21 protein-coding genes and 1 pseudogene are annotated in these 26,894 nt (G+C 65.0%); 10 read left to right on the forward strand and 12 right to left on the reverse strand.

Going from position 1 to position 26,894, the window contains the following annotated elements:
• Positions 1-12: 12 nt before the first annotated feature.
• A pseudogene (locus AC0MAZ_RS15495) lies at positions 13-1,254 on the reverse strand (methyl-accepting chemotaxis protein); the annotation flags it as partial.
• 262 nt (positions 1,255-1,516) lie between these two features.
• On the opposite strand from AC0MAZ_RS15495, the gene AC0MAZ_RS15500 reads away from it, so the two are divergent.
• Positions 1,517-2,836, forward strand: a complete 1,320-nt coding sequence (locus AC0MAZ_RS15500; protein WP_198745489.1) for a Na+/H+ antiporter family protein — start codon at positions 1,517-1,519, stop codon at positions 2,834-2,836.
• A gap of 167 nt (positions 2,837-3,003) precedes the next feature.
• Here the strand turns inward: AC0MAZ_RS15500 and AC0MAZ_RS15505 are convergent, their stop codons facing one another.
• From AC0MAZ_RS15505 to AC0MAZ_RS15525, 5 genes are all read right to left on the reverse strand, one after another.
• Complete coding sequence (locus AC0MAZ_RS15505; protein WP_475858418.1) at positions 3,004-4,005, reverse strand: FecR family protein; 1,002 nt, start codon at positions 4,003-4,005, stop codon at positions 3,004-3,006.
• A gap of 366 nt (positions 4,006-4,371) precedes the next feature.
• Positions 4,372-5,217, reverse strand: a complete 846-nt coding sequence (locus tag AC0MAZ_RS15510) for an IS3 family transposase (protein WP_475861439.1) — start codon at positions 5,215-5,217, stop codon at positions 4,372-4,374.
• Positions 5,214-5,573 carry a transposase gene (locus AC0MAZ_RS15515; protein WP_475858264.1) on the reverse strand — a complete coding sequence of 120 codons (360 nt, stop codon included), beginning with the start codon at positions 5,571-5,573 and terminating at the stop codon, positions 5,214-5,216. The genes AC0MAZ_RS15510 and AC0MAZ_RS15515 overlap by 4 nt, the downstream gene beginning before the upstream one ends.
• Before the next feature lie 73 nt (positions 5,574-5,646).
• Positions 5,647-5,880: a hypothetical protein gene (locus AC0MAZ_RS15520; RefSeq protein ID WP_475861441.1), complete on the reverse strand. Its 234-nt coding sequence runs from the start codon at positions 5,878-5,880 to the stop codon at positions 5,647-5,649.
• A 397-nt stretch (positions 5,881-6,277) separates the two neighbouring features.
• Complete coding sequence (locus AC0MAZ_RS15525; RefSeq protein WP_475858420.1) at positions 6,278-7,012, reverse strand: RHS repeat-associated core domain-containing protein; 735 nt, start codon at positions 7,010-7,012, stop codon at positions 6,278-6,280.
• Between the two features lie 155 nt (positions 7,013-7,167).
• Here AC0MAZ_RS15525 and AC0MAZ_RS15530 point away from each other — a divergent pair, with 155 nt between their 5' ends.
• Together AC0MAZ_RS15530 and AC0MAZ_RS15535 are read left to right on the forward strand one after the other, a co-directional pair.
• On the forward strand, positions 7,168-7,800 hold the full coding sequence (locus AC0MAZ_RS15530; protein ID WP_203646805.1) for a LysE family translocator: 633 nt from the start codon (positions 7,168-7,170) through the stop codon (positions 7,798-7,800).
• An 87-nt stretch (positions 7,801-7,887) separates the two neighbouring features.
• Positions 7,888-10,068: an ATP-binding protein gene (locus AC0MAZ_RS15535; protein WP_475858422.1), complete on the forward strand. Its 2,181-nt coding sequence runs from the start codon at positions 7,888-7,890 to the stop codon at positions 10,066-10,068.
• 64 nt (positions 10,069-10,132) lie between these two features.
• On the opposite strand, the gene AC0MAZ_RS15540 is transcribed toward AC0MAZ_RS15535, so the two are convergent.
• The 4 genes from AC0MAZ_RS15540 to AC0MAZ_RS15555 form a co-directional block, all read right to left on the reverse strand.
• On the reverse strand, positions 10,133-12,316 hold the full coding sequence (locus AC0MAZ_RS15540) for a response regulator (RefSeq protein ID WP_232855200.1): 2,184 nt from the start codon (positions 12,314-12,316) through the stop codon (positions 10,133-10,135).
• 180 nt (positions 12,317-12,496) lie between these two features.
• Positions 12,497-14,119 carry a methyl-accepting chemotaxis protein gene (locus AC0MAZ_RS15545; RefSeq protein ID WP_234561011.1) on the reverse strand — a complete coding sequence of 541 codons (1,623 nt, stop codon included), beginning with the start codon at positions 14,117-14,119 and terminating at the stop codon, positions 12,497-12,499.
• Between the two features lie 189 nt (positions 14,120-14,308).
• The gene (locus AC0MAZ_RS15550; protein WP_203646797.1) at positions 14,309-15,934 is read right to left on the reverse strand and encodes a methyl-accepting chemotaxis protein; all 1,626 of its coding nucleotides are present in this window, start codon (positions 15,932-15,934) and stop codon (positions 14,309-14,311) included.
• 217 nt (positions 15,935-16,151) lie between these two features.
• Positions 16,152-17,354, reverse strand: coding sequence for an NAD(P)/FAD-dependent oxidoreductase (locus AC0MAZ_RS15555; protein ID WP_475858425.1), 1,203 nt, complete (start codon positions 17,352-17,354; stop codon positions 16,152-16,154).
• Between the two features lie 261 nt (positions 17,355-17,615).
• On the opposite strand from AC0MAZ_RS15555, the gene AC0MAZ_RS15560 reads away from it, so the two are divergent.
• The 3 genes from AC0MAZ_RS15560 to AC0MAZ_RS15570 all read left to right on the forward strand — a co-directional run bounded on the left by AC0MAZ_RS15560 (position 17,616) and on the right by AC0MAZ_RS15570 (position 19,678).
• Positions 17,616-18,158 (forward strand): RrF2 family transcriptional regulator, encoded by a 543-nt coding sequence (locus tag AC0MAZ_RS15560; protein ID WP_475858426.1) that lies wholly within the window; start codon positions 17,616-17,618, stop codon positions 18,156-18,158.
• A 146-nt stretch (positions 18,159-18,304) separates the two neighbouring features.
• On the forward strand, positions 18,305-19,210 hold the full coding sequence (locus AC0MAZ_RS15565) for a LysR family transcriptional regulator (protein ID WP_203646793.1): 906 nt from the start codon (positions 18,305-18,307) through the stop codon (positions 19,208-19,210).
• A 207-nt stretch (positions 19,211-19,417) separates the two neighbouring features.
• Positions 19,418-19,678 carry a DUF1652 domain-containing protein gene (locus tag AC0MAZ_RS15570; protein ID WP_203646791.1) on the forward strand — a complete coding sequence of 87 codons (261 nt, stop codon included), beginning with the start codon at positions 19,418-19,420 and terminating at the stop codon, positions 19,676-19,678.
• Positions 19,679-19,680: 2 nt separating this feature from the next.
• Here AC0MAZ_RS15570 and AC0MAZ_RS15575 read toward each other — a convergent pair whose 3' ends face one another.
• Together AC0MAZ_RS15575 and AC0MAZ_RS15580 are read right to left on the reverse strand one after the other, a co-directional pair.
• Positions 19,681-19,968 carry a hypothetical protein gene (locus AC0MAZ_RS15575; RefSeq protein ID WP_186714385.1) on the reverse strand — a complete coding sequence of 96 codons (288 nt, stop codon included), beginning with the start codon at positions 19,966-19,968 and terminating at the stop codon, positions 19,681-19,683.
• A gap of 190 nt (positions 19,969-20,158) precedes the next feature.
• Positions 20,159-20,524 carry a response regulator gene (locus tag AC0MAZ_RS15580; protein ID WP_203646789.1) on the reverse strand — a complete coding sequence of 122 codons (366 nt, stop codon included), beginning with the start codon at positions 20,522-20,524 and terminating at the stop codon, positions 20,159-20,161.
• A gap of 256 nt (positions 20,525-20,780) precedes the next feature.
• Between AC0MAZ_RS15580 and AC0MAZ_RS15585 the strand changes: the two genes are divergently transcribed.
• The 4 genes from AC0MAZ_RS15585 to AC0MAZ_RS15600 are packed head-to-tail and all read left to right on the forward strand — an operon-like array spanning position 20,781 to position 26,866.
• On the forward strand, positions 20,781-24,248 hold the full coding sequence (locus tag AC0MAZ_RS15585) for a response regulator (RefSeq protein ID WP_267812377.1): 3,468 nt from the start codon (positions 20,781-20,783) through the stop codon (positions 24,246-24,248).
• A gap of 4 nt (positions 24,249-24,252) precedes the next feature.
• The gene (locus AC0MAZ_RS15590) at positions 24,253-25,074 is read left to right on the forward strand and encodes a CheR family methyltransferase (RefSeq protein ID WP_050705979.1); all 822 of its coding nucleotides are present in this window, start codon (positions 24,253-24,255) and stop codon (positions 25,072-25,074) included.
• Entirely contained in the window at positions 25,071-25,646 is a 576-nt protein-coding gene (locus AC0MAZ_RS15595; protein WP_475858429.1) for a chemotaxis protein CheB, read from the forward strand. Before AC0MAZ_RS15590 ends, AC0MAZ_RS15595 begins: the two co-directional genes overlap by 4 nt.
• Positions 25,640-26,866: a hybrid sensor histidine kinase/response regulator gene (locus tag AC0MAZ_RS15600; protein ID WP_232855188.1), complete on the forward strand. Its 1,227-nt coding sequence runs from the start codon at positions 25,640-25,642 to the stop codon at positions 26,864-26,866. The genes AC0MAZ_RS15595 and AC0MAZ_RS15600 overlap by 7 nt, the downstream gene beginning before the upstream one ends.
• The last annotated feature ends 28 nt before the right edge of the window (positions 26,867-26,894 follow it).

A 26,894-nucleotide genomic window follows, 5' to 3' on the forward strand; every position in this document is an offset into this window, starting at 1 on the left:
CTCATCCTGCTTGTCGTACTGCAGGCGGCGGGTCAGGTCGCCTTCGCCGCTGGCGATGTCCTTGAGCATGGCGGCCACGCCGAGGATCGGCCGGGTCACGCCGCGGGCCATCAGCCACACCAGCAGCAGGCCGGCGATGGCGGCGGCCAGGCCCAGGCCCAGTTCGAGCAGGGTACCGCTGGTGTTGAGGGCGTCGAGTTCAACCTTGAGGGCCTCGGCCGGACCGGTCAGGGCGCTTTCCGGCACGTCCAGCAGCACGCCCCATGGCTTGCCGCCAGGGATCGGCTCGAAAGCGGCCAGCACTTTCAGGCGTTGCTGGTCGTGAAGGATCTGCAGCTTGCCGTCGGCGAGCTTGCGCACAAGCTCCGCGCCCTGGGTGCGGTCGACCTGGTCGAAGCGCTGGGCCAGCTTGCCGGCGTCGGCGCTGTAGCCGGCCAGCAGGCCCACGGGGCTGAGGATGCCGACGGTGGTCTGGCCGTCGTAGAGGCTGCGGCTGGCGGTCTGGCTCAGGGCCTGCAGGCTGTTGAGGTTGATGTCGATGGACAGGGTGGCGATGACCTTGTCGCCCGCCTTGAGCGGGAACACGATGCTGGTCATCAGCACGCGCTGGCCGTCGATGTCATAGAAGTACGGCTCGACCACGCACACCGTGCCGGTGCTGCGCGGGCACACCCACCAGGTGTTGGCCGGCTGGCCGCTGGGGCCGATCTCGGTGTTGGCCATGTCGTGCTCGGGCAGGGCCATCGAGGTCAGCTGGCCGACCCGCGGCTGCGACCAGTACAGGGCGAAGCGCCCGGTCTCGTTGCTGCCCAGTTCGCTCTGGCCGGCGAACAACTTGTCCTTGCCATCCAGCGCGCCCGGCTCGAACACCAGCGACAGGCCGAGCAGGTCGGGGTTGGCCTGCAACGCGGCACGCACCTGGGCGGTCATGTCCTGGCGCAGGTCGTAGGCGTCGAGGAAGCGTTTCTCGGCCTGTTCGCGCAGGAACAGCACCTGGCGGGCGAAACCGGCGCCGTACTGGTAGGCGTCCATGAACTGGCGGCGGATGTTCAGGGCCTGGACCTCACCCTGGGATTCGATGCGCGACTGGGCCGAGTCGGAGAGCATGCGCATGCTGCTGGCTTTCACCAGGTCCGAACTGTGGTCCATGCGGTACAGCGAAAGGCCGACGAGCAGGGTGACGATGGCCGCCAGGCACAGGCCCGCCAGCAGGGTGATCTTCCATTGGATGGAGAGTTGTCGCAGCAAAGGCATGGGGAAAATCCCTTGTAATAGGTTTGATGCTGCCGACTGTGTCGGCCTGCTCGGATTTTTCTTTATTCAAACGTTCAATTAAACCCTGCGACTTTCGTCTATTCCCTACGCGATGTTGCGGCGCAGACGCTTTTGACTTCTGCCGGCCTGTGCTTCAGAGTGTGCGCCCTTCATAACAACATCCCCTGGTCCGGCCACTGCCTGCGCGCAGTCTGTCGCCGGAATGCCCGCTTTTTGTCTGTCGTAACGAGGTTCGCACACCATGAATGCAGTGATTGCCGCGGTCGGGCTCATGCTGATCCTGAGCCTGTCCCGCGTGCATGTGGTCATCGCCCTGATCATCGGCGCCCTGGCCGGAGGCCTGGTCGGTGGCTTGGGTATCGAGGGTACGCTCAAGGCCTTTAATGGAGGCCTGGGTGGCGGGGCCACGGTGGCCCTGTCCTATGCCTTGCTCGGCGCCTTCGCGGTGGCCATCGCCAAGTCCGGACTGGCCCATGCCCTGGCCGACCGGGCGCTGGCGATGATCGATCGCCAGGGCCATGCCGACGGTGGCAAGGTCAAGTGGCTGCTGGTCGGCCTGATGCTGGTGGTGGCGGTGTCGTCGCAGAACATCCTGCCGATCCACATCGCCTTCATTCCCTTGCTGGTGCCGCCGCTGCTGTACGTGCTGACCCGTCTGCGCATCGACCGCCGGCTGATCGCCTGCGTGATCACCTTCGGCCTGATCACCCCGTACATGTTCCTGCCGGTGGGCTTCGGCAACATCTTCCTCAACGAGATCCTGCTGGCCAACGTCAGCCGCGCCGGGGTGGACGTCAGCGGCGTCAACGTCACCCACGCCATGGCCATCCCGGCGGCGGGCATGCTCGCCGGTCTGTTGCTGGCGGTGTTCTTCAGCTACCGCAAGAAGCGTGACTACGACCTGGAACGCATCGAACAGGTCGAGCAGGTCAGCGTGCAGTACAACCCGGTGACCCTGCTGGTGGCCGGGGTGGCGATCGGCGCCGCGTTCATCATCCAGCTGTGGCTGGATTCGATGATCATCGGTGCGATGGTCGGCTTCCTGATCTTCTCGCTGTCGGGCATCGTGCGCTGGAAGGACACCGACAGCCTGTTCACCGAAGGCATGAAGATGATGGCGATGATCGGCTTCATCATGATCGCCGCCTCCGGCTTTGCCGAAGTGATGAAGGCCACCGGCGAGGTCAAGAGCCTGGTGGAAGCCTCGGCCCAGTGGATCGACCACAGCAAGGGCGTCGGCGCGCTGCTGATGCTGCTGGTGGGGCTGCTGGTGACCATGGGCATCGGCTCGTCGTTCTCCACCGTGCCGATCCTGGCGGCGATCTTCGTGCCGCTGTGCGTGCAGCTGGGCTTCGACCCGCTGGCCACCGTGTGCATCGTCGGTACCGCCGGCGCACTGGGTGATGCCGGATCGCCGGCGTCGGACTCGACCCTGGGGCCGACCTCGGGGCTGAACGTGGACGGACAGCACCATCACATCTGGGATACCGTGGTGCCGACGTTCATCCACTACAATCTGCCGCTGCTGGCGTTTGGCTGGTTGGCGGCGATGACGCTCTGATCTGCTGTCACAGCCGCACGCTGTCTCTGTAGGAGCGGCCTTGTGCCGCGAAAGGGCCGCAAAGCGGCCCCGGCGATCTTTGCGTAAACGCTGATACCCTGGGGCCGCTGCGCAGCCCTTTCGCGGCACAAGACCGCTCCTACAGGGGCAGAGGGCGCAGCTTCAGCTCAGCCGCGGGTCGGCGCGGGGACGATGCGGTTGAGGACGGTGCTGCCGTCCTTGCTGCGGGTCAGGTACACCGGCAGCACCTTGGGCAGGGTGTCGACCAGGCGTGCGACCTCGCGGGTGCTGTAGACACCGCTGATGCGAATGCTGGCGGTGCTGTCGTCGGCCACCATGAGCGGCTTGTCCAGGTAGCGGTTGATCACCGGCAGGGCCTGGCCGAGGCTGAGGTTGTCCAGCACCAGCTTGCCGCTGCGCCAGGCCAGGCTGTTGCCGTAATCGTCGCTCTGGTTCAGTTCGGGTTCGAAATCGCCCTTGTGGTAGCTGGCCTGCATGCCCGGGCCAAGACGGTAGCCGCCAGTGTTGCCGCCGGCGCTGACCAGCACCGAGCCTTCCACCAGCGTCACCTTGACCTGGTCCTGATACTTCCACACGTTGAACTGGGTCCCGGTAACCCGGGTCTGGCCGTTGGCGGCGTGGACGATGAACGGGTGGTTGCTGTCGTGGGTGACCTTGAAGAACGCCTCGCCCTTGACCAGGGTGACCTTGCGCTCGTCCTTGTAGTTGAGGAAGCGCAATTCGCTATGCAGGTTCAGCTCGACGCTGCTGCCGTCGCTCAGGCGCACGTGGCGCAACTGGTCGGTGGCTTCGAAGTGCTGGTAGCCGTTGGGCAGCCAACCTTGCTCCCAGCCGACCCAACCGGCCAGGGGCAACGCGAGCAGGGCGATGGCGGCAGCCGAGGCGAACGGGCGCCAGTGACGCGTCGGCGTCGCTTGCCGGGTGGGCAGTGGGATCACCTGGGCGCTACGTGGGAGCAGGTCGGCGGTGTCCCAGATTTCCAGCATCGCCTGGTATTCCTCGGCGTGCCGCGGGTCGCTCGCCAACCATTGGCCGAACGCCTCGCGCTCGCCCGCCGTGCAGTCGTCGGCGTGCAGGCGCATGCACCAATGCGCGGCGGCATCGGTAATGGCATCTTCGTCGCTTGGAATGTGGCGGTCCTGGTTCATCGCGGCTCCCGGTTTTGCGGCATTCTACCCCCGGGCGGGTGCTTCCGAGAACGAGTTAATGGCGAATGACTATCAATTGTGCAGTTTTTCGTCGTATCTGAGGTTGGGTTTCATCTGCGACAGGGTGAGTTGCCGGTTTGCGTGGGCGATCCCCTGGCGCATGGCACCGGCTGCGCCGGTGTTCGCGGGCAAGCCCGCTCCCACAGGGACCGCGATGCGATGCAGGAAACAATACTCGAGCGCGCATCGGATACCCTGTGGGAGCGGGTTTACCCGCGAAGAAGGCAATGCGTTTTATGGCACCGGCTGCGCCGGTGTTCGCGGGTAAACTGATCTGGTCAAGTAATTTTGGACACCGGTTAAGGTTCATGCCGCTGCCTTGAGCTTTTCCTCCATGGCTACTGGCGTTTCATAGCCGTTGTAGCTGTGGAGGCGCTTGAGGTTGTAGCGCATCAGATAAGCCTGGATATCCACTCGTGCCTGCGCTTCGGTCTCGTAACCCTCTGCCGGCACCCATTCTGATTTCAATGCTCCGAAGAATCGCTCCATGGCAGCGTTATCCCAGCATTGGCCTCGATGGCTCATGCTCTGGTTCAAGTTGTACTCATCGAGCGCGGCTCTGAATTTATGGCTGGTGTACTGACAGCCCTGGTCTGAATGAAACATTACGCCCGCCGGCCTACCCCGCGATTCAGCGGCCATGCGCAGGGCGTTACAAGCTAAGTTGGCATCTGCAATCATCGAGAATGCCCAACCCACTACGCGACGGGCATAGAGGTCAATCACGGCGGCTAGGTACAGCCAGCGCCTGCCAACCTGGATATAGGTCACATCGCCACACCAAACCTCATTGATCGCCGAAACCTTGAAATTGCGCTTCAGCTGATTCTCGGCGATCAACGCTTCTGCCCCTGATGACCGATAGCGGTGCGGCCTGCGCTGTTTGCACTTCAGGCCAGCTTCACGCATTAGCGCACGCACCTTGTATCGTCCTATTTCATGGCCTTCGTGCCGCAATTCCTGCGCCAGGGTTCGCGAGCCAGAAGCACTTCGCGATGCGTTGAAGTGCTTGATTACCAGCAGGCGTAGCGCATCTCTTGCCGGGTTTTCACGTCCTTGTCGTTTGCGCCACGCATAGAAACTGCTGCGCTTAACCCCAAGCACGCGGCAGCAGACGACAACAGGGTATTGCTCACTCAGCTCGTTGATCAGCGAGAACGATCTTTGGAGTCCCGAAGCAGGAGAGCACTGGCCTTTTTTAGGATTTCGATATCCCGATCCTTTTGCCGAACCAGCGCTTCGAGTTCTTCAATTCGTTGCTGCTCGGGTGTAATCGCTTTGGCTCCAGCCGGAACCTTACCGGTTCTCTCTTCACGCACCTGGTCAACCCAGCGGCGAAGCGCGGTAGGGCCCAGCCCAAGGGCGGCACAGACCTCAGGAACTGACTGCCCACCGTCCAGCACCATTTCGGCAGCTTGGACTTTGTATTCTCTTGAATAAGATTTACGCACTGATTTTGCCTCCAATTGGGCGCCATCATAGCGCCCGATGAAGGTGTCCAAAATCATTAGGCCAGTTCAAACCCGCTCCCACAGGGGTGGTTGCCTGCGTGGGAGCGGGCTTGCCCCGCGATGGGGCCCTTCAGACGGTACGCAGGCGCGCCTTTTCCACCTGCTGCATTTCCACGCCATCGAGCAACGCCTCGACTACCGCCTTGGCCGCGTCCAGCCCGTGGTCGTTGCCCAGCAGCAGGTCGTGACAGGTGCCGGTCGCCAGCTCCATGGCCTTGAGGTTGGTGGCGAATGCGCCCTTGAGCAGGGTGGACAGGTGCACCAGCACATCTTCGAAGTCCACGCCTTCACGCACGGCGAACAGGGAAGGGTGGCTGCATTCGCAGTTGCCGAAGCTGGAGTGCGCCGTGGTGGCGCGAGACGGAGGATCAGGTAAGCCTTTTGTCATTATGTCGCTCCTTGATTCAATGGAGCCGCCACTCGACGTGACCAAACGAATGGGTGGCGACTGTACGCGGGTTGGTCAACCGGGAATCAAGGAAACCGGCGCGCACAGAGGCGCCCCACGCACAGCCGCCATAAAACGAGACAGCCGGGCACAAAAAAGCGCCAACTGAATCGCAGAGCGGGCGCTTGTGCGCCTTGATGTTCGCGGGTGACCAAACCCGGCTGCTGGACTTACAGCAGCGCGCAAAGGTTACCGGGGCAGGGCGAGGGTTTCAAGGACGGATGTGTAAGGAATTAATCCAAGATGACACGGCTCAGGGTTTACTTCGAAAATCCTCAATTGCAAACTTGTAGGCATCTATAAGGACTTCCCTGGCTTTTCCATAGTCGGACTTTTCTTCTAGGTATTTAGCTTTGTTCGACTCATTGGGAACAGCAGAATAGACTTTGTACGCCTCACGTGCTCTCGACCCTTGGAGCACTACATCTTCAAATCGCTCTTGGTCAATACGTAGGATTCCCAGAGAGGGTGTTTCCAAGCGCACTTTATCCTGGTGTACTCGGTCTTTGTTGGGTAATGCGAGAGCATGAAATAAGGCGTTCTCAGCAGTGGTCTTTATGACCAATGGCGCAAACTCCGGGCTTGAGTTTATCAGGTTAGCCATCTGGTCGTATGAAGTGGCGTTTATTTGAAGGGTTAACTCTTTTGTCGCGGAAGCGTTCGTCAAGGCTGGATCAGACACGAGTGCTGTTGGACGCTTGGTCATTCTCCCATCAGGATCCACATGATTCACCGGATCCCCCCCGCAATACCCATAGGCATTGATCCCACCCGCCGCAAAAGGGCTGAGCCCGTCCGGCGAGTGGAACCGCATCAATGTCGGGCTGAACGCACGATGCCCATTGCCGAGCAGGTAACAGCCCGTCAACAGTTCCCGTATCACGCCATTGAAGCCAAGCTGCGCGCGGACAACCGCCTGGACCGGATCATGGCCGTAAACCGAGAAAACGAACCCATGGCGCAATGCCCCTCGCGACGCGATCAGCACGGAGCCTGCCAAGTCGCCTGCCAGCAGCCTGGTATCTGGACTAACCACCTTCCCACCCACTGTTCAGAAATGACCAATCCACGTTAACGTGCGCCCCAGGCCAGTGAAACTGGCAAAAATGCCAGGTATGGCACTACCGACAAAGAGGACTTGCAATGCCAGAACCCTCCAACCTGCTGGCCTTCGCCCTGATCAGCCTGGGCATGGTGCTGACGCCGGGCCCCAACATGATCTACCTGATCTCCCGCTCCATCTGCCAGGGGCGTGGCGCCGGCTTGATCTCGCTGGGTGGCGTGGCGCTGGGCTTCGTCTTCTATATGCTCTGCGCCGCGCTGGGCATCACCGCGCTGGTCATGGCCGTGCCTTTCGCCTACGACGCCCTGCGCATCGGCGGCGCGCTGTACCTGCTGTACCTGGCCTGGCAGGCGCTGCGCCCGGGCGGGCGTTCGCCGTTCCAGGTCCGCGCCCTGCCGGCCGACAGCCCGCGGCGGCTGTTCATGATGGGGTTTCTGACCAACCTGCTGAACCCCAAGATCGCGGTCATGTACCTGTCGCTGATGCCGCAGTTCATCGAGCCCGGCCACGGCAGCGTGCTGGCGCAGTCGCTGGTGCTGGGCAGCACGCAGATCGCCATCAGCGTCACGGTCAACGCGCTGATCGCGCTGATGGCCGGTTCCATCGCCGTGTTCCTGGCCGGCAGGCCGGTGTGGCAGCAAGTCCAGCGCTGGCTGATGGGCACGGTGCTGGCGGCGCTGGCGCTGCGCATGCTGGCCGAAGGACGCCGTTGATCGTCGGCGTCGATCCGATGGAACGTTTTGCCACCGGGCGACTTCTTACCCTCAGAGGAAAGAAAACGTGCCCGGGAAAACCGAGACATGAAAGCGCGCCAGGAGAGCAAGACGGTTAACCTGCAAGCACTGCCGAGCTTCCTGGGCGGCGGTGGCGAAGTCAGCTGCCTGTTGCAGGCGATGGACTGGCGACAGTCTCCGCTCGGAGTGCCGGATGGCTGGTCGCCAGTGCTGCAGTCGGTGGTGGCCATGCTCCTGCCGGCGCAGGCGCAGATCGTGCTGTTCTGGGGGCCGCAGTACATCGCGTTGTACAACGATGCCTACTGGCCGACCATCGGCAGCAAGCACCCCGCGGCCCTGGGCCGGCCCGGACAGGAGCACTGGAGCGAGTTGTGGAACGACCTCGAGCCGCTGCTGCGCGGAGTGCGTGAAACCGGGGTGACCTTCTCGGCCCGGGATCGGCCGTTCTATATCGAGCGACATGGCCCGGGCGAAACCGCCTATTTCGATGTCTCCTACTCTGCCGTGCGCGAGGCCGACGGTGGGGTGGGCGGCGTGCTGTGCATCGTCACCGACACCACCGAGCGGGTGCGTTTCCAGCAACGCCAGGCGTTTCTCCAGGAGTTGCGCCAGGCCTTGCCGGGCCTGGGCGAGGCCGAGCGCATCGAGGCCCATGCGGTGCGCCGCCTGGGGGAGGAACTGGGCGCGGCGCGGGTCTGCTTCGGCGAGGACCTGGGCGATGGCCGACGCTATCGAGTTGCTCAGGAGTGGGCCGCCGAAGTACCGTCGATGGTCGGCTTCAACCAGTACTCGGCCTTGGACCCGACCCTGCGCGAGGCGCTACTGGCCGGTCAGGCGGTGCAGCGCAACTATGAGGCGAGCCAGGGCGTGCCGCCCCGGTTCAAGGGCCTGTGCGCCACGCTGCACGTTCCGGTGCTGCGCGCTGAACGCCTGGAGGCCATGCTCGCGGTGCATTTTCATGCACCCCACGCCTGGGGCGAGAGCGAATGCCTGCTGGTGGAAGAGGCCGCCCGGCAGGTCTGGGCGGCGGTCACTCACGCCCGTGCCGAGCGCGCCCTGCACATGCTCAACGAAAACCTGGAGGAGCGGGTGGCCAACATGCTTGCCCAGCGCGAGGCCGCACTGGTGCAACTGCATGAAGCACGCAAGATGGAGATGATCGGCCAGCTTAGCGGCGGCATTGCCCACGACCTCAACAACATGCTGACGCCGATCATCGCTTCCCTGGAACTGCTGCGCCGCCATCCACAACCGGAGCGCGCCGAGCGCCTCATCGATGGCGGCCTGCAGGCGGCCGAGCGCGCGCGCAATCTGGTCGGGCGCCTGCTCAGCTTCGCGCGGCGGCAGACCCTCAAGCCGACGACGGTGTCGCTGGCGGCACTGGTGGGGGACATGCGCGAGCTGATCGCTCGCTCGCTGGGCCCGACCGTTGCCATGGAGGTCAGTGTCGAGACGGCACTGCCGGGGGTGCTGGTGGACCCGCACCAACTCGAACTGGCTTTGCTGAACCTGGTGGTCAATGCCCGCGATGCCATGGGCGAGGGCGGGAAGTTGACCATACGCGCCGGTCTTGGCGGCGACGGTACGCCTGGTCCGCCCGGTCTGCAGGCAGGGCCACAGGTGTGGCTGCGGGTCACCGACAATGGCTGTGGCATGAGCGAGGAGGTGCTGGCGCATTGCGTCGAGCCGTTCTACTCGACCAAGGGCGTGGGCCGCAGCACCGGGCTTGGCTTGCCGATGGTGCAGGGCCTGGCGCTGCAGTCCGGCGGCGGCTTCGGCATTCGTTCGCGCGTGGGTGAGGGCACCGAAGCGACCTTGTGGCTCCCGGCCAGCGAGCAGGAAGTGGTTGATGAAGCGGCCAAGCCGCTCGAGGTTCCCCGGGCGCAAGGCCAGATCCGCGTGCTGCTGGTGGACGACGAGCCACTGGTGCGTCAGGCCACGCTCCTGCAACTGCGCGCCCTCGGCTACGAGGTGACCGAGGCCGAGGGGCCGGCCCAGGCGTTGGCGTTGCTGGACAAGGGCCTGCTGCCCGATGTGCTGCTGACCGATCATGTCATGGCCGAGACTACCGGCGTGCGCTTCGCCCAGCAGGTGCGCGAGCAGCTGGTGCAATTGCCGGTGCTGATCATTACCGGTTACACCAACCTGACGCCGCGTGAGTTGCATGGCTTCGAGGTACTGCGCAAACCGTTTCGCCAGGACGAGCTGGGGCAGAGTCTGGCGCGGCTATTGGCGAGGCGAAAGTGAACGCTGTGGAGGAAACCTCGAACATCATGCAGCCCGCTCCCATGCCATGGTGAGTTGATACGCCTCACCGACTAGCCAGTACATCCCCCAGCATCTGGCACACCTGTTCGGCCGAATAGGGCTTGGCCAGGAACGCGAAGCCCTGGTGGCCACCTTCGGCGATCGCTTCGCTGTAGCCGGAGGTGAGAATCACCGGCAGTTGCGGTTGGCTGCGCCGCAGTTCCCTGGCCAGGGCGAGACCGCCCATGCCCGGCATCACCACATCGGAGAACACTGCGTCGAATCCGCCGCGGGCCGCCGCGATCTGGGCCAGGGCATCCTCGGCCGAGGTCGCCCAGCTGATCTGGTAGCCATGGTCACGCAGGATCTGCGCGGTGAAGCTGCCGACATCCGGATTGTCCTCCACCACCAGGATGCGCTTGCGCTCGCCGGGCAGGACCAGCGGCACCGTCACGTCAGGTGTTTCGCCATCGGCCTGCGGCACCTGGGGCAGATACAGGGTGAAGGTGGTGCCCTGGCCTGGCACGCTGAGCACCTGCACATCGCCACCGGATTGCTTGACGAAGCCGAACACCTGCGACAGGCCAAGCCCGGTACCCTGGCCGGCGGCCTTGGTGGTGAAGAACGGATCGAAGATGCGCTCCAGCAGGTGCGGGGCGATGCCAACGCCACTGTCGATGACCGAGATCGCCGCGAACGGCCCGTCCTGCGCCGCCTGTCCACGCAACGCCGGCAGTCGCTGATTGGCCTCCAGGCGCAGACGCAGCGTGCCCGCGATGCCGTCCATGGCGTCGCGGCCATTGATCATCAGGTTGATCACCGCGGTTTCCAGCTGGCCGAGGTCGGCGTGCACGTGGCAGGGCGTGTCGGGCAGTTCCAGGCCGACCTGGATGCGGGCGCCGGTGGCGGTGTCGAGCATCTCGGCCATGGCTTCGAGCCTGGGACCGGCCTCGAACACCTGCGGGCTGAGGGCCTGGCGCCGAGCGAAGGCGAGCAGTTGTCCGGTGAGCTTGGCGCCGCGGTCGACGGTGTCGGAGACGGTCTTGAAGTAGCGGCTGCGCCGAGTCTCGTCGAGGTCCGCCCGCTGCAGGAAGTGGATGGAGGAGCGGATGATGGTCAGCAGGTTGTTGAAATCGTGTGCCACGCCGCCGGTCAATTGGCCGATGGCCTCGAGCTTCTGCGCCTGGCGCAGCACGGCCTCGGTGTGCAGCAACTGGCTGGTGCGCTCCTCCACGCGTTGCTCGAGGGTGGCGTTGAGGGCCTCCAGCGCCGTCAACGCCTCGCGCACCTCGGCATTGGCCTGGACCCGCTGGATATGTGCCCAGCAGCGCTCCGTGGCCTCACCGATCAAGGCCCTCTCGTAGCGGGTCCACGTCCTGGGCGCCTTGTCATGGATGGCCATCAGCGCCGTCAGGCGGCCTTCCTTGATCAAGGGCATGCAGATGGTGGCGGTAATGCCGATGGCCTGGAAGGTCGCCGATTCATGGGGTGACAGTTGCGCAAGGTTGTCCTCGATCACCAGCGCCAGTCCGGCGCGCAGGCGGCTGACGGCCAGATCGCCGAAGTCGGCAAGGCGGTACTGGCCAAGCAGGCGCGGCGAACCTGGCGCGACCCAGTCGCCGCAGATGGTGAAACCGTCCTCGTCAGGGTCCATGACCGCATAGGCGCAGCTCGACAGGTGCAGGTGCTCGCCCAGCAGGCGCGTGGTGGTGGCCATGACCCGTTCAGGATCGATGGCGTTGGCCGCCGCCCGGCTCAAACTGTCGAGAAAGTTCAGGCGCTGGTTGGCCACCACGCTGGCGGTGGTCTCGGTAACCGTGTCGATCATCCCCACCACCTGCCCGTCGTGGTCGCGGATGGGGCTGTAGCAGAAGGTGAAGTAGGCGCGCTCCGGGCTGCCGTGGCGCTCGATCATCAGCGGGAAATCTTCGATGTATACGGCTTCGCCGTCGAGGGCGCGCTGGGCCAGGTGGCGGATATCGCTCCAGGCTTCCTGCCAGACCGCGCTGAAGGGGCGGCCCAGGGCAGAGGGTTTGTTGCCGAGGATTTCGCTGAAGGCGTCGTTGTGCAGGGTGATCAGCGCGTCGCCCCACAGCACGGCCTGGGGAAAGCGCGAGGCCAGGCACAGGGCAACCGTGGTCTTGAGCACATCGGGCCAGCTGGCAAGGGGGCCCAGGGTGGTCGACGACCAGTCGTGGTTGCGGATGCGTTCGGCCATGAGGCCGCCGCCGTCGAGCCATTTCGCCATGTGCTTTGCGGGTCCTTGTGCGTGAGAGCATCAGGGTGCACCGAGACGCGGCGCTTGGCGAGGGGTTTTGTGTCGTCTGGGGGGGCGCCATCGCGGGGCAAGCCCGCGCCCACGGTATGCATCTCTGGAAGAATCACGTGGGAGCGGGCTTGCCGGCGATGGAGCGCAGGGCGACCCGAATCAGACCTTGAACTGCGCCACCAGCCCATTGAGTTCCAGCGCCAGGTGCGACAGGTCCTGGGCCGATGCGCTGGTCTGGTTGGCCCCGGTCGTGGTCTGCATCGACAAGTCGCGGATGTTCATCAGGTTGCGGTCCACTTCCCGCGCCACCTGGGCCTGTTGTTCCGAAGCGCTGGCGATCACCAGGTTGCGCTGGTTGATCGAGGCGATGGTCCGGGCAATCAGTTCCAGGGCCTGGCCGGCCGATTGCGCCACCTCCAGGGTGCCGCTGGCACGGCCCTGGCTGCTGTGCATGGCGCTGACCGCGCGCTCGGTGCCGACCTGGATGCCGCCGATCATCTGTTCGATCTCGGCGGTGGACTGCTGGGTGCGATGGGCCAGCGCCCGCACCTCGTCGGCGACCACGGCGAAGCCACGCCCGGCTTCGCCGGCACGGGCGGCCTCGATGGCGGCGTTGAGGGCCAGCAGGTTGGTCTGCCCGGCGATCGAGCCGATCACATCCAGCACCCGGGTAATCTCGTTGGCGCTGCTGGCCAGCTGTTCGATCTCCCCGGCGGTACCGGTGACATCGTCGACCAGATGCTGGATCGAAGCCAGCGCCTGGTTGACCTGGTCACGGCCGTCCCGGGTGGTCTGGTCCGCGCCTTGGGAGGCCTCGGCGGTGCTCACCGCGTTGCTCGCCACTTCCTCGACGGCGCTGGTCATCTGGTTGACCGCAGTGGCGGCCTGGTCGATTTCGGTGCTTTGCTGCTGCAGGCCGCGGCTGGTGTCCTCGGTGACGCTGTGCAGCTCTTCGGAGGCCGAGGCCAGGCGGTCGGAGGACGCGGCGATCTTGCCGATGGTGTCGCGCAGGCTCTGCTGCATGCGGCGCAGGGCGTGCAGCAGCAATGCCGGCTCGTCGTGGCCGACTACCGTGATCTCGCGGGTCAGGTCGCCGGTGGCGATGCGCTCGGCCACCATGACGGCGTCGGCCAGCGGCGCGACGACGCTGCGGGTGAACAGGGTGGCGATGGCGATCAGTGCCAGGACGATCAGCACCAGTGCCGTGATGATCACCGCATACGCCTGGTCGCTGACCGTGTCGCTGCGGTGCGAGGCCGTTTCCGCGCCTTTGTAGTTGAAGGCCACCAGTGTTGCCATGGCGTCCATCATACGGTCGGCGCGCTGGATCAGCGGGCCATTGATCAGGCGTCTGGCTTCGGCCATGCGCCCGGCGCCGATGTTCGCCAGCACCTGTTGCTGTTGCTGGGTGTATTGCTGGCGCGCCACCAGGAAGGCATTGAACAGGCCGCGGTCCTGGGGGTCGGAGATGGTCTTCTCGTAATCCTTGAGGTCCTGCTGGATCGCTTCCTCGATACTGTTGAGCAGGTTGACGCTGGCGTTTTCGTCGGTGTCTTCCTCCAGCGCCGCGCGCAGCGTGGCGGCGCGTTCCTGGGCCAGGGTGCCGCCGATCTCGTTGAGGGCGATCACGGCCGGCAGCCAGTTGCGGCGGATCTCGTTGGTGGCATCGTTCATCTGCCGGGTTTCGTACAAGGCCACCAGGCCCATGGCCAGGACCAGGCCGGCCAGCAGCGTGAACAGGCTGGTCGCCCGTTTACCGATCTTCATGTTTCTCAACAGCATGGATGTTCCTTGACGTCAGAATGCAAACGTCAGGAGCATGATTCCGGGGGCTGCGGGGAGATAGTCGCCAGGTCGCACGTATTGCGGCGGATTTTCCTATTTGCCGGTACCTGTCCCGGCGTAGGCGGGCTCCCAGCGGACGGCGTCATCCGCTGGTAGCCCGGTTGAGCGGCAATGTAATGCGCTTGCTCAGACTTTGAACTGCGCCACCATCCCGTTCAGCTCCACCGCCAGGCGTGACAGGTCCTGGGCCGCCGCGCTGGTCTGGTTGGCGCCGGCCGAGGTCTGCATCGCCAGGTCGCGGATGTTCACCAGGTTGCGGTCCACCTCCCGGGCCACCTGGGCCTGCTGTTCGGAGGCGGTGGCGATTACCAGGTTGCGCTGGTTGATGGTGGCGATCGCCTCGGCAATCAGCTCCAGGGCCTGGCCGGCCGACTGCGCCACGGCCAGGGTGCCGTTGGCACGGCCCTGGCTGCTGTGCATGGCGCTGACCGCACGCTCGGTGCCGGACTGGATGCCGCCGATCATCTGCTCGATCTCCGCGGTGGACTGCTGGGTGCGGTGGGCCAGGGCACGGACCTCGTCGGCGACCACCGCGAAGCCGCGGCCGGCCTCACCGGCGCGGGCGGCCTCGATGGCGGCGTTGAGGGCCAGCAGGTTGGTCTGCCCGGCGATCGAGCCGATGACGTCCAAGACCTGGCTGATCTCGTTGGCGTGGCTGGCCAGCTGCTCGATTTCCCCGGAGGTGCCGGTCACGTCATCGACCAGGTGCTGGATCGAGGCCAGCGCCTGGTTGACCTGGTCGCGACCGTCGCGGGTAGTGCGGTCGGCGCCCTGGGAGGCGTCGGCGGTGCTCACGGCGTTGCTCGCTACCTCTTCGACGGCGGCGGTCATCTGGTTGACCGCCGTGGCGGCCTGGTCGATCTCGGCGCTCTGCTGGTGCAGGCCGCGGCTGGTGTCCTCGGTGACGGTGTGCAGCTCCTCGGAGGCCGAGGCCAACTGGTCGGAAGACGCGGCAATCCTGCGCAGGGTGTCGCGCAGGCTATGCTGCATGCGGCTCAGGGCGGCCAGCAGCAAGGCCGGTTCGTCGCGGCCGAGCACGACGATTTCGCGGGTCAGGTCGCCGGTGGCGACCCGCTCGGCCACGGCAACGGCGTCGGCCAGGGGCACGACGATACTGCGGGTGAGGAGGGTGGCGATGCCGATCAGCGCCAGGGTGATCACGGCAATGGCGGCGATGATCAGGCTGAAGGCTTCGTCGGAGGCCGCGCTGCTGCGCAGCGAGGCTTGCTCGGCGCCCTTGGTGTTGTAGTCGATCAGTTCGGCCAGGGCCTTCATCATGCTGTCGGCGTACTCGGCCAGCGGGCCGTTGACCAGACGTCGGGCCTCGTCCAGTCGGTCATCGCCGGCGGCGCTGCGAATGGCTTGCTGCAGTGCGTGATAGCGTTCGCTCAGGCCCATGAAGGTGTCGAACAGGGCGCGGTCGTCCGCGGCGAAGATGGTGCGCTCGTAGGCCTTGAGGTCGTTTTCGAGCTGTTGGTTGACCTGGACGATCTTGTCCAGCGTGGCATGGCGGGCGCTGCTGCTGTCCTCAAGGACACTGCGCAGGGTCAGGGCGCGGGCCCGGCCCAGGTTGCTGCTGACCTCGCCCAGGGCGAGCACGGCGGGCATCCAGGTGAGACGGATTTCGTCGGTGGCGCTGTCCATCCGCCGGGTTTCGTAGAGGGCGACCAGGCCCAGGGCCAGGACCAGGATCCCGAGCAGGGTGAACATTCCTGCTGCCCGAATACCGATCTTCATGTTCCGTAACTGCATGCGACGCTCCTTGACGGTGGCTGGCAGGCGTCAAGAGCGCGGACTGACCGGGCTCGGCTGGAAAGGCTCTCGATGCACTGCGAAGGGGGTTATATCCTCACGGTTCATGTTGTTTTTTCTGAATGATGACATAACGCCACTATTATTGACCAGTCGTTCAATGTAATGACGCATACAAACAGGCCCGTCACTTCCGTGACGGGCCTGTTGTTTTCGTTCACTCGACGATCGGAATCAGCGGGTCGGCCGCCGCCAGGGCCAGGGCGCGGTCGGCGGCCGGCGGGTAGATCCAGACCGAGTTGATCTGGCGCTTGAGGTCCTTGCCTTCCTGGCCCTGCAGCTTCAGTTCGCGGGTCCAGCCTTCGCTGTACGCGGCGCCCCAGTCGCCCAGGTCCAGGCAGGTGACGTACTTGGGCTGGCGGTACGCTATCGGCGTCTGGCCCAGCAGGTCGGCCATGGCGTTGTTGCCGCTGTGGCGACCCATGGGGATGGCGTGCTGGCAGGTCATCAGGGCGTGGTTGCCCAGCTCGTCCACCGCGGCCCAGGCCACATCGCCGGTGGCATAAATGTGCGATTGGCCGATCACCTTGAGGTGGTCGTCGACCCGCAGGCGACCGAAGCCGTCACGCTCGCCGGCGACCTGCGCGGTCAACGGGCTGGCCTTGACGCCGGCGGTCCAGATCACGGTCTTGCTGGCGATGTACTCGCCGTTGTCCAGGGTCACGCCGCCGGCATCCACCGCCACCACCGAGGTGCCGGTCAGCCATTCGACGCCCGCCTGCTCGCTGGCGGCGACGATGGCCGGGGTGATCCCGGCGCCGAGGGCGGCACCGACGCTGGCGCCACGGTCGATCAGCACCACGCGGGCATGGCCTTCACCGAGGATGGCGCGCAGGCGCGGCGGCATCTCGGTGGCGGTCTCGATGCCGGTGAAGCCGCCGCCGCAGACCACCACGGTGTTGCGCGCCGGCGAGGCGGGCAGGCTGGCCAGGCCGTGCAGGTGCTGTTCCAGGCGCACGGCCGACTCCATCTGGTCGACATCGAAGCTGTGCTCGGCCAGGCCCGGTACGGCAGGGCGGGCCACCTGGCTGCCGGCGGCGAGGATCAGGCGGTCGTAGGCGAGCTGCTGCGGCAGGCCATCGGCATCGCGGTAGCCGACCTGGCGGGCGGCGCTGTCGATGCTGTCGGCGGTGCCAGGGATGAACTCCACGCCCACCACGTCGAACAGCGCCTCCAGCGGTGCCTGCAGCGTGTGGACGTCGGCCTCGTAGAAGCGTGGACGGATGCGCAGTTGCGGCTGCGGGGCCAGCACGCTGATGCGCACGTCGCCGCGTTGTGCCTGGTCGAGCAGGCGGGCGGCGCTCAGGGCGCTCCAGACACCGGCAAAGCCGGCACCGATGATCAGGATACGAGAGGTCATGTGGATGCTCCGCAAGGACAGGAAAAAGGTCTTCGATGAGGCGTTCACGGCCCGTCGAATAACTACGACTGTATTGATCGTAGTTTAAATCGGCAAGTGTTATTTTTCGGGTCGTCCTTTCGCAAACGCAGGTGTATCGGCTGTATCCAGCGTGTTTATTGGCTTCTGCGGGGATGTTGATATGCTTGCACGGCGACGACCGGCTTTGCCTGCCACCGATTATGGGCGTACTATTTGCGACAGAATTAGTCGGAGATTGATATGTCCCTTTACAGCGCCGGCGTCGAATACGGCATCCATTGCCTGCTGTTCCTGGTGGACGAGCGCGGCGACAGCCGCGAATCCAGCGTGCGCGACCTGGCCGAGTTGCAGGGCGTGCCCCAGGAATACCTGGCCAAGGTCTTCACCAAGCTGGCCCGCGCCGGATTGGTGGCGGCGACCGAAGGCGTGCGCGGCGGATTCCGTCTGGCGCGGCCTTCCGACGAGATCACCGTGCTGGATATCGTCACGGCCATCGACGGGCCGAAGAAGCTCTTCGACTGCCGGGAGATCCGCGAGCGTTGCGCGGTGTTCGAGGGCGCCGCGCCGGTCTGGGCCACCGAAGGCACCTGCGCGATCCATGCGGTGATGCTGGGGGCGCAGAAACGCATGGAGGAGGCGCTGGCCCAGCAAACCATCCTCGACCTGGCGCGGCGCTTCGGGCGCAAGGCTCCGGCCGAGTTCGGGCAGAAGGTCAATGACTGGATGAGCGAGCGGCGCGACGGCAAGGGCGCCGGTGGGGACATTCCGCTGCAGGCCGTCTGACGAGCTGGGTCGGTTGGGCGGCGCAACGGAAAATTGTGCTCAACCCCAAGGTAAATCCTTGCCTGTGCGATCGGCCCACAGGTGCCAAGCCGAGGTAAGCTGACAGAAAAATTCCGTGCGCCGCTCCCGGCGCCAGAGAGGTCAGCGTGGCTTCCTACACCTTGCGCCAACTCAAGTACTTCGTCACCACGGTGGAGGCCGGCAGCGTCGCCGAGGCCTCGCGCCAGCTGTATATCGCCCAGCCGTCTATCTCCACCGCGATCAAGAGCCTGGAAGAGAGCTTCGGTGTGCAGCTGTTCATCCGCCATCACGCCCAGGGCGTGTCGCTGACGCCCAGCGGCAAGCGCTTCTATGCCAAGACCCGGGCCCTGCTGCAGATGGCCCATGAGTTCGAGCAGAACGCCCTGGCCGACAACGACACGGTGGCCGGGCAGATCGACATCGGTTGTTTCGAGACCGTGGCGCCTTTGTACCTGCCGCGACTGATCGCCGGTTTTCGCCAGCGTTATCCCGGGGTGGACATCCGCCTTCGCGACGGCGAACAGCAGGACCTGATCCAGGGCCTGACGGCGGGCACCTTCGACCTGGCGTTCCTCTACGACCATGACCTGGACGGCACCATAGAGACCGAGCCGTTGATGCCGGCGCAGAAACCCTATGTGCTGCTGCCGGAAAAGCACCGTTTCGCCGGCCAAACCCAGGTGTCGCTGCGCGACCTGTGCCCGGAACCGATGATCCTGCTTGACGTGGCGCCTAGCCGCACCTACTTCGTCAGCCTGTTCAACGAGCTGGGGCTGACGCCGAACATCGTCTTCAGCTCGCCGTCGATAGAGATGGTCCGGGGCATGGTGGGCCAGGGTTTCGGTTTCTCGCTGCTGGTGACCCGGCCGCATTCCGAATTCACCTACGACGGACAGCGCCTGGTGACCCTCGACATCACCGAGCCTGTAGCGCTGTCGGGCCTGGCGGCGGCGCACCTGAAACGTGTGCAGCTGACCAAGCCGGCGCAATTGTTCGTCGAGTTCTGTCGCGAGGAACTGGCACGCCTGTAGGCGTTGACCATCCGTCGCCAACATGGCGCTGGCGAGCGAACGTTGCCATGCCAGCGGTTTCTTCCACTAAGGTGCTAGAGGCACTTCGACGTTGTCATTGCCTGGGCGAATGGACCTGCACCCGGGCATGGGCAATATCAATTGGCAGCCTGCCAGTCGAGGGCGTACCAAACCCAACAGGCCATCCAGTACAGAGAGGGTCGTACCATGTCGTTGATTGGCGTTTCAATGCTTGAGATGCGGCAGATGATCGAACAGGCCTGCCTGCCTGACCGCTGCGAGGTGAGCTGCCCGGACGGCGAACACCTCACCATTCGCCTGGGCCAGGGACAGAGCCTGGACGACTGCCTGACTGTGACCGGCGTGCCGATCGCCGAGCTCAACAGCTGTCATGACCTGCTGGGCCTGGTGGCAAGGGTCAAGGCGCAGCGCAAGGCCCCGGCCACCGTGCGCAAGGTCAGCGCCTGAGGTCATAAAAGTTCAAGCAGCAGGTTGATGCCACCGTCACCGCATTTGACATGCTCGCGGACCACGCCGCGATAGTTGCGTCCTTCCCAGGCGAAGGCGACGCTGTGGGCTTTCTCGACCTTGCCCGGCAGCGGCGGCTCGATATGCAGGCGCAGTGCCGGGCGGCCTTGCAGACTGAGGGCCGCCAACTGCACCTGGCACTCGGCGCGCTGGGCCACCCGACCGAACAGGGTGTCGCGGACAAAGTCCAGTTCCAGCAGGACGCAGGGTGCGCGGCAGGGCATCTTCATGGTGGCTTTCCGGCGAAAGAGGCATACCTCGAACGTTGGAAGCTTAAAAGCGCAAGACGTTCAAATTATTTCAGCCTGTGCCTTTCGCTGGGCGCCTGTAGGAGCGGCCTTGTGCCGCGAAAGGGGCTTCTGCGTTGATGCATCAATTGCCGGGGCTGCTTCGCAGCCCTTTCGCGGCACAAGGCCGCTCCTACAGGCCAGGCATGGACGGCGCGCCGAGAATCTCCAGCACCTTATCGCGCAGTTGATCGATGCTGAACGGCTTGCCGATCAGGTGCATGCCCTCGGGCACGGTGAAACTCTCGGCATAGCCGCTGGCGAACAGCACCGGCAGCAGTGGCCGGGCCTCGCGGGCCTTGGCGGCCAGTTCCTCGCCGCGCAGGTCGGGCAGGCCGACGTCGGTCATCAACAGTGCCAGGGACTGCTCGGGATCCTCGATGATCTTCAGGGCCGCGCCGGCGCTGTCGGCCTCGATAGTGGTGTAGCCCAGTTCGCCGAGCACTTCGACTATCAGCATGCGTACGATGTCGTCGTCTTCGACTACCAGAAGGTGCATTGTGCGGATCCTGTTTCGGTGGATTGTCTCTACTCTGTGCGCAAGGCGGTGGCAGAAGTTCCCAAGCTTAACGGCACCGGCAAATAGATGGAACGATTGCCGCAGACAGGCTTCAAATACTGGCTAAATGCCCTGCCAGATCCGCCAAAGCTGGTTAGACTCGCTGTATTCCCCCGGTCGGTCTGGCGCAGGGCAACCCTTACACGATGTAGACGCCAGTCTGTTCAATGGACTTTTTTCACTCGGGCACTTTCAGATGATTCAAGCAGCCTCGATGGACCAACGCAGCTTTCGCAAACTGCTGAGCCGCAACGTCGGCCTGCCCCTGGGCGTAGGGCTCCTGGGCGCCGTGGCGTTTGTCGCGGTGATCAACTACCTGCTCTCGGCCATGCAGTGGGTCGAGCACACCGACCGGGTGATCGGCAATGCCAACGAGACGATCAAGCTGTCGATCGACATGGAAACCGGCATGCGCGGCTACCTGCTGACTGGCGAGGAGCGTTTCCTCGACCCCTATGAGGTCGCCAAGCCGCGTATTTTCGGCAGCCTGGACAGTTTGAAGGAAATGGTCGCGGACAACCCCCAGCAGGTCGACCGCATTGACCGCATCGCGGCCTTGCAGCGCGAGTGGAATACCTTCGGCAGCGAGATGATCAGCCAGCGCCGCAGCCAGGGCGACGTGCAGGCGTCGATCGGCCGTGGCCGCGGCAAGCGCCTGACCGACGAGATCCGCAAGGAGTTCGACACCTTCATCAACACCGAGCAGCAACTGCGTACGACCCGCAACGAGACGGTCAGCACGGTCACCATGACCGCGATCTCGGCCTTCGTGCTGTTCATCGTCGCCCTGAGTGCCTTGCTTGCCTACCTGGGGCGCCGCGACCTGCTGGCGCTATCGGCCAGCTATGTGTCGAACCTGGAGGCCCAGCAGCGCGCCGCCGAGCGCCTGGAGCAACAGGCCTGGCTGCGGGCCGGGCAGACCCAGCTGGCCGAGCAGGTGCTGGGGCAGCTGACCTTGCCCATGCTCGGCGACAATATCCTGCGTTTCTTCGCCGGCTATCTGGGCAGCGTGGTCGGCGCGTTGTACGTGCGCGACGAGCATGGCCAGCTGGTGCGGGTCGCCACCTATGGGCTGGACGCCGAGCAGCAGGGCAGCGAGCCGCGTCTGGGCGATCATGCCGGCCTGTTGGGCGAAGCGGTGATCCAGAGGCGCCTGCTGCGCCTGGACGAACTGCCCGAGGATTACTACCGCCTGAGCTCTGGCCTGGGGCGCGGCCTGCCACGCAGCGGCGTGCTGGTGCCGTCCCAGGACGACGGGCGGGTCAACGGCGTACTGGAGCTGGGCTTCCTGCGCACGCTGCAGGAGCGCGACGTCGAACTGCTGGAGCGGATCACCGAGAACCTGGGCATCTCCATCGAGAGCGCACGCTACCGCCAGCGCCTGCAGGAAGTACTGGCCGAGACCCAGCAGCTCAACGAAGAGCTGCAGGTGCAGCAGGAAGAGCTCAAGACCGCCAACGAAGAGCTCGAGGAGCAATCGCGGGTGCTCAAGGAGTCCCAGGCCCACCTGGAGACCCAGCAGGCGGAACTGGAGCAGACCAACGAACAGCTGGCCGAGCGCACCGAGGCCCTGGATCGCAAGAACAGCGAGCTGAACCAGGCCCAGGTCGAGCTGCAGGCCCGCGCCGACGACCTGCAGCGTTCGAGCAAGTACAAGTCCGAGTTCCTCGCCAACATGTCCCATGAGCTGCGCACGCCGCTCAACAGCTCGCTGATCCTGGCCAAGCTCTTGTCCGAGAACGCCGAAGGCAACCTCAGCGAGGAGCAGGTCAAGTTCGCCGAGTCGATCTACTCGGCCGGCAACGACCTGCTGAACCTGATCAACGATATCCTCGACATCGCCAAGGTCGAGGCCGGCAAGCTGGAGGTGCGCGCCGAGAGCACGCCGCTGGAGCGCCTGGTCGAAGGGCTGCGGGGCATGTTCCAGCCGCTGGCCCAGGACAAGGGCCTGGCCTTCGAGGTGAAACTCGAGCAGCCGTTGCCGGCGAGCCTGTTCACCGACCGCCAGCGCCTGGAGCAGATCCTCAAGAACCTGCTGTCCAACGCCATCAAGTTCACCGAGCGCGGCCAGGTCAGCCTGGGCATCAGCCACCAGGCCGGCCTGGGCATCGTCTTTGCCGTGCGCGACACCGGTATCGGCATTGCCGCCGACCAGCAGCAGGCGATCTTCGGCGCCTTCCACCAGGTCGACGGCACCAGTAACCGCCGCTACGGCGGCACCGGTCTGGGCCTGTCGATTTCCCGCGACCTGGCGCACCTGCTGGGCGGGCAGATCAATGTTGACAGCAGCCCGGGGCAGGGTAGCGTGTTCAGCCTGATCCTGCCCGAGCACTTCGAGCCGTCGGCGCAGCAGGTAGAGGTGCACAGCCTGCGCCCGGCGGTCGACGAACTGCCGCCGGCGCCGCCGGTACCGGCGCCGGTGCGCACCGAGCGCCCGGCCCCGGCCTTTGCCGACGACCGCGCCCAGGCGCCGTTCGCCAACCGCTGCATCCTGGTGATCGAGGACGAGCCGAACTTCGCCCGCATCCTCTTCGACCTGGCCCACGAGCTGGGCTACAGCTGCCTGGTCGCCCATGCCGCCGACGAAGGCTTCGAGCTGGCCGCCCAGTACCTGCCCGACGCCATCCTGCTGGACATGCGCCTGCCCGACCATTCCGGGCTCACCGTGCTGCAGCGCCTGAAAGAGCAGGCCGGCACCCGGCACATCCCGGTGCACATCATTTCGGTGGAAGATCGCGTCGAGGCGGCCATGCACATGGGCGCGGTGGGCTACGCGGTCAAACCCACCAGCCGCGAGGAGCTCAAGGCGGTGTTCGGCCGCCTGGAGGCCAAGCTCACGCAGAAGCTCAAGCACATCCTGCTGGTGGAGGACGATGACCTGCAGCGCGAGAGCATCGCCCGCCTGATCGGTGACGACGATATCCAGATCACCGCCGTGGCCATGGCCCAGGACGCCCTGGCGCTGCTGCGCGAGAACATCTACGACTGCATGATCATCGACCTCAAGCTGCCCGACATGCTCGGCAACGAGCTGCTCAAGCGCATGACCGCCGAGGACATCCGCAGCTTCCCGCCAGTGATCGTCTACACCGGGCGCAACCTCACCCGCGAGGAAGAGGCCGACCTGCTCAAGTATTCGCGCTCGATCATCATCAAGGGCGCGCGTTCGCCCGAGCGCCTGCTCGACGAAGTCACGCTGTTCCTGCACAAGGTCGAGTCGCAGCTGTCCAACGAACGCCAGCGCATGCTCAAGACCGCGCGCAGCCGCGACAAGGTGTTCGAGGGGCGCAAGGTCCTGCTGGTGGACGACGATGTGCGCAACATCTTTGCCCTGACCAGCGCCCTGGAGCACAAGGGCGCCATCGTCGAGATCGGCCGCAACGGGCGCGAAGCCATCGAGTGCCTGGAGGCCAACGATGACATCGACCTGGTGCTGATGGACGTGATGATGCCGGAGATGGACGGCTACGAGGCCACCCGCCTGATCCGTCAGCAGCCGCGCTGGCGCAAGCTGCCGATCATCGCCGTGACCGCCAAGGCGATGAAGGATGACCAGCAGCGCTGCCTGCAGGCCGGGGCCAACGACTACCTGGCCAAACCGATCGACCTGGACCGCCTGTTCTCGCTGATCCGGGTCTGGCTGCCGCAATTGGAGCGAATCTGAAATCTTGACCAGTGAACGCAACACCGATATCGAGATCCGGCTGCTGATCGAGGCGATCTACCTCAAGTACAGCTACGATTTTCGCGATTACTCCGGCGCCTCGATCAAGCGCCGGATCCTCCACGCCGTGCGCCAGTTCGACTGCCGCACGGTGTCGGCGCTGCAGGAGCGGGTGCTGCACGACCCGGGCATGTTCCTCGAGTTGCTGCAGTACCTGACGATCCCGGTCAGCGAGATGTTCCGCGACCCCGGGCATTTCCTTGCGCTGCGCAACGAAGTGGTGCCGCTGCTGCGCACCTGGCCGTCGCTGAAGCTCTGGATCGCCGGCTGCAGCACCGGCGAGGAGGTATACTCCATGGCCATCCTGCTGCGCGAGGAAGGCCTGCTGGAGCGCACCATCCTCTACGCCACCGACATCAACCCGCATTCGCTGGAGCGCGCCAAGCAGGGTATCTACTCGATGCAGAGCATGCGCGAGTACGAGGAGAACTACCGCAAGGCCGGTGGCCGGCGGGATTTCTCCGAGTACTACACCGCCGCCTACGGCAACGCCATCATGGACTCAAGCCTGCGCGACAACGTGACCTTCGCCGACCACAGCCTGGCCACCGACAGCGTGTTCTCCGAGACCCAGCTGGTGTCGTGCCGCAACGTGCTGATCTACTTCAACAAGGACCTGCAGGACCGCGCCCTGGGCCTGTTCCACGAGTCGCTGTGCCACCGCGGCTTCCTGGTGCTGGGCAGCAAGGAGTCGGTGGACTTCTCGGCCTACAGCGAAGGCTTCGAGCCGCTGGTGCGGCCCGAGCGGATCTACCGCAAGACATGAACGGCGTGCGCGCGATCGTCATCGGCGCCTCGGCGGGCGGCGTCACGGCGCTGTTCAGCGTGCTTGGCGCGCTACCGGCGGACTTCGCCATCCCGGTGTTGTGCCTGCTGCACCTGCCGGACGACCGCCACAGCCAGCTCGCCGAGGTGCTGCAGCGGCGCCTGCGCCGGCCGGTGCGCGAAGCCTTCGACAAGGCGCGGATCGAGCCTGGGCTGATCTACGTGGCGGGGCCGGGCTATCACTTGTCGGTCGAGCGCGACCTCAGCTTCTCGCTCAGCCAGGAAGCGCCGGTGCATTTCTCGCGCCCGGCAATCGATTTTCTCTTCGAGTCGGCCGCCGATGCCTATGGCCCGGGCCTGCTCGGCGTGCTGCTCACCGGCGCCAACGAAGACGGCGCCCGGGGGCTGTTGCGCATCAGACAACGCGGTGGCCGGACGGTTGTCCAGGACCCCCGCGACGCACAGGTGGCGTTGATGCCGGAGGCCGCCCTGGCCCTGCACGACCCTGACCATATTCTTTCCCTTGGCGGTATCGGGCAGTTGCTCGCTACCCTGGAACCCAGCGCATGCTAAGCCACATTACCGCGAAACTGCTGATCGTCGACGACCTGCCGGAGAACCTGCTGGCCCTCGACGCCCTGATCCAGGGCGAGGACCGCGAGGTGCACCAGGCGCAGTCCGCCGAGCAGGCGTTGTCGCTGCTGCTCGAGCACGAGTTCGCCCTGGCCATTCTCGACGTACAGATGCCGGGCATGAACGGCTTCGAGCTGGCCGAGCTGATGCGCGGCACGGAAAAGACCCGCAGCATCCCCATCGTCTTCGTCAGCGCCGCCGGGCGCGAAATGAACTACGCCTTCAAGGGCTACGAGAGCGGCGCCGTGGACTTCCTGCACAAGCCGCTGGAAACCCTGGCGGTGAAGAGCAAGGTGTCGGTGTTCGTCGATCTGTTCCGCCAGCGCAAGGCCCTCGACCGACAGTTGCAGGCCCTGGAGCAGAGCCGCCAGGAGCAAGAGCTGCTGCTGGCCCAGTTGCAGGTGGCGCGGGGCGAGCTGGAGCACGCGGTGCGCATGCGTGACGACTTCATGTCGATTGTCTCCCATGAGGTGCGCACGCCGCTCAACGGGCTGATCCTGGAAACCCAGCTGCGCCGCCTGCACCTGTCCCGCGGCAACCTGGCGGCGTTCAGCGAGGACAAGCTCAAGGCCATGGTCGAGCGCGACGAGCGCCAGATCAACAGCCTGATCCGCCTGGTCGAGGACATGCTCGATGTATCGCGGATCCGTACCGGCAAGCTGTCGATCCGCCCGCGGACCTTCGACCTTGGGCAACTGGTGCGGGGCCTGGTGGAGAACTTCGCCACCCAGGCCGGCGCCGTGGACACGCCGCTCGAACTGCAGCGCTGCGACCCCTTGCAGGGCGACTGGGACGAGTTCCGCATTGAACAAGTGGTGGCCAACCTGTTGTCCAATGCCTTGCGCTATGGTGAGCGCAAACCGGTCCAGGTGCGGGTGTTCGAAGCGGGCGAGATGGCCTGCGTGCAGGTGCAGGACCATGGCATCGGTATCGATGCGCAACACCTGCAGCGGATCTTCCAGCAATTCGAGCGCGTTGCCGCGCAGCAGGCCACGGGCGGGCTGGGCCTGGGCCTGTACATCTCCGAGCAGATCGTCCTGGCCCATGGCGGGCGGATCCAGGTCGACAGCCAGGCCGGCATCGGCTCGACCTTCACCGTGTATCTGCCGCTGTCGGCACAGTCGCAACATTGTGACCCGGCCCGCGCAACCTCTGCGTAGTGCTGGGGTCTGATGGCCAACCTGTTGA

The organism is Pseudomonas sp. A (assembly GCF_056270345.1).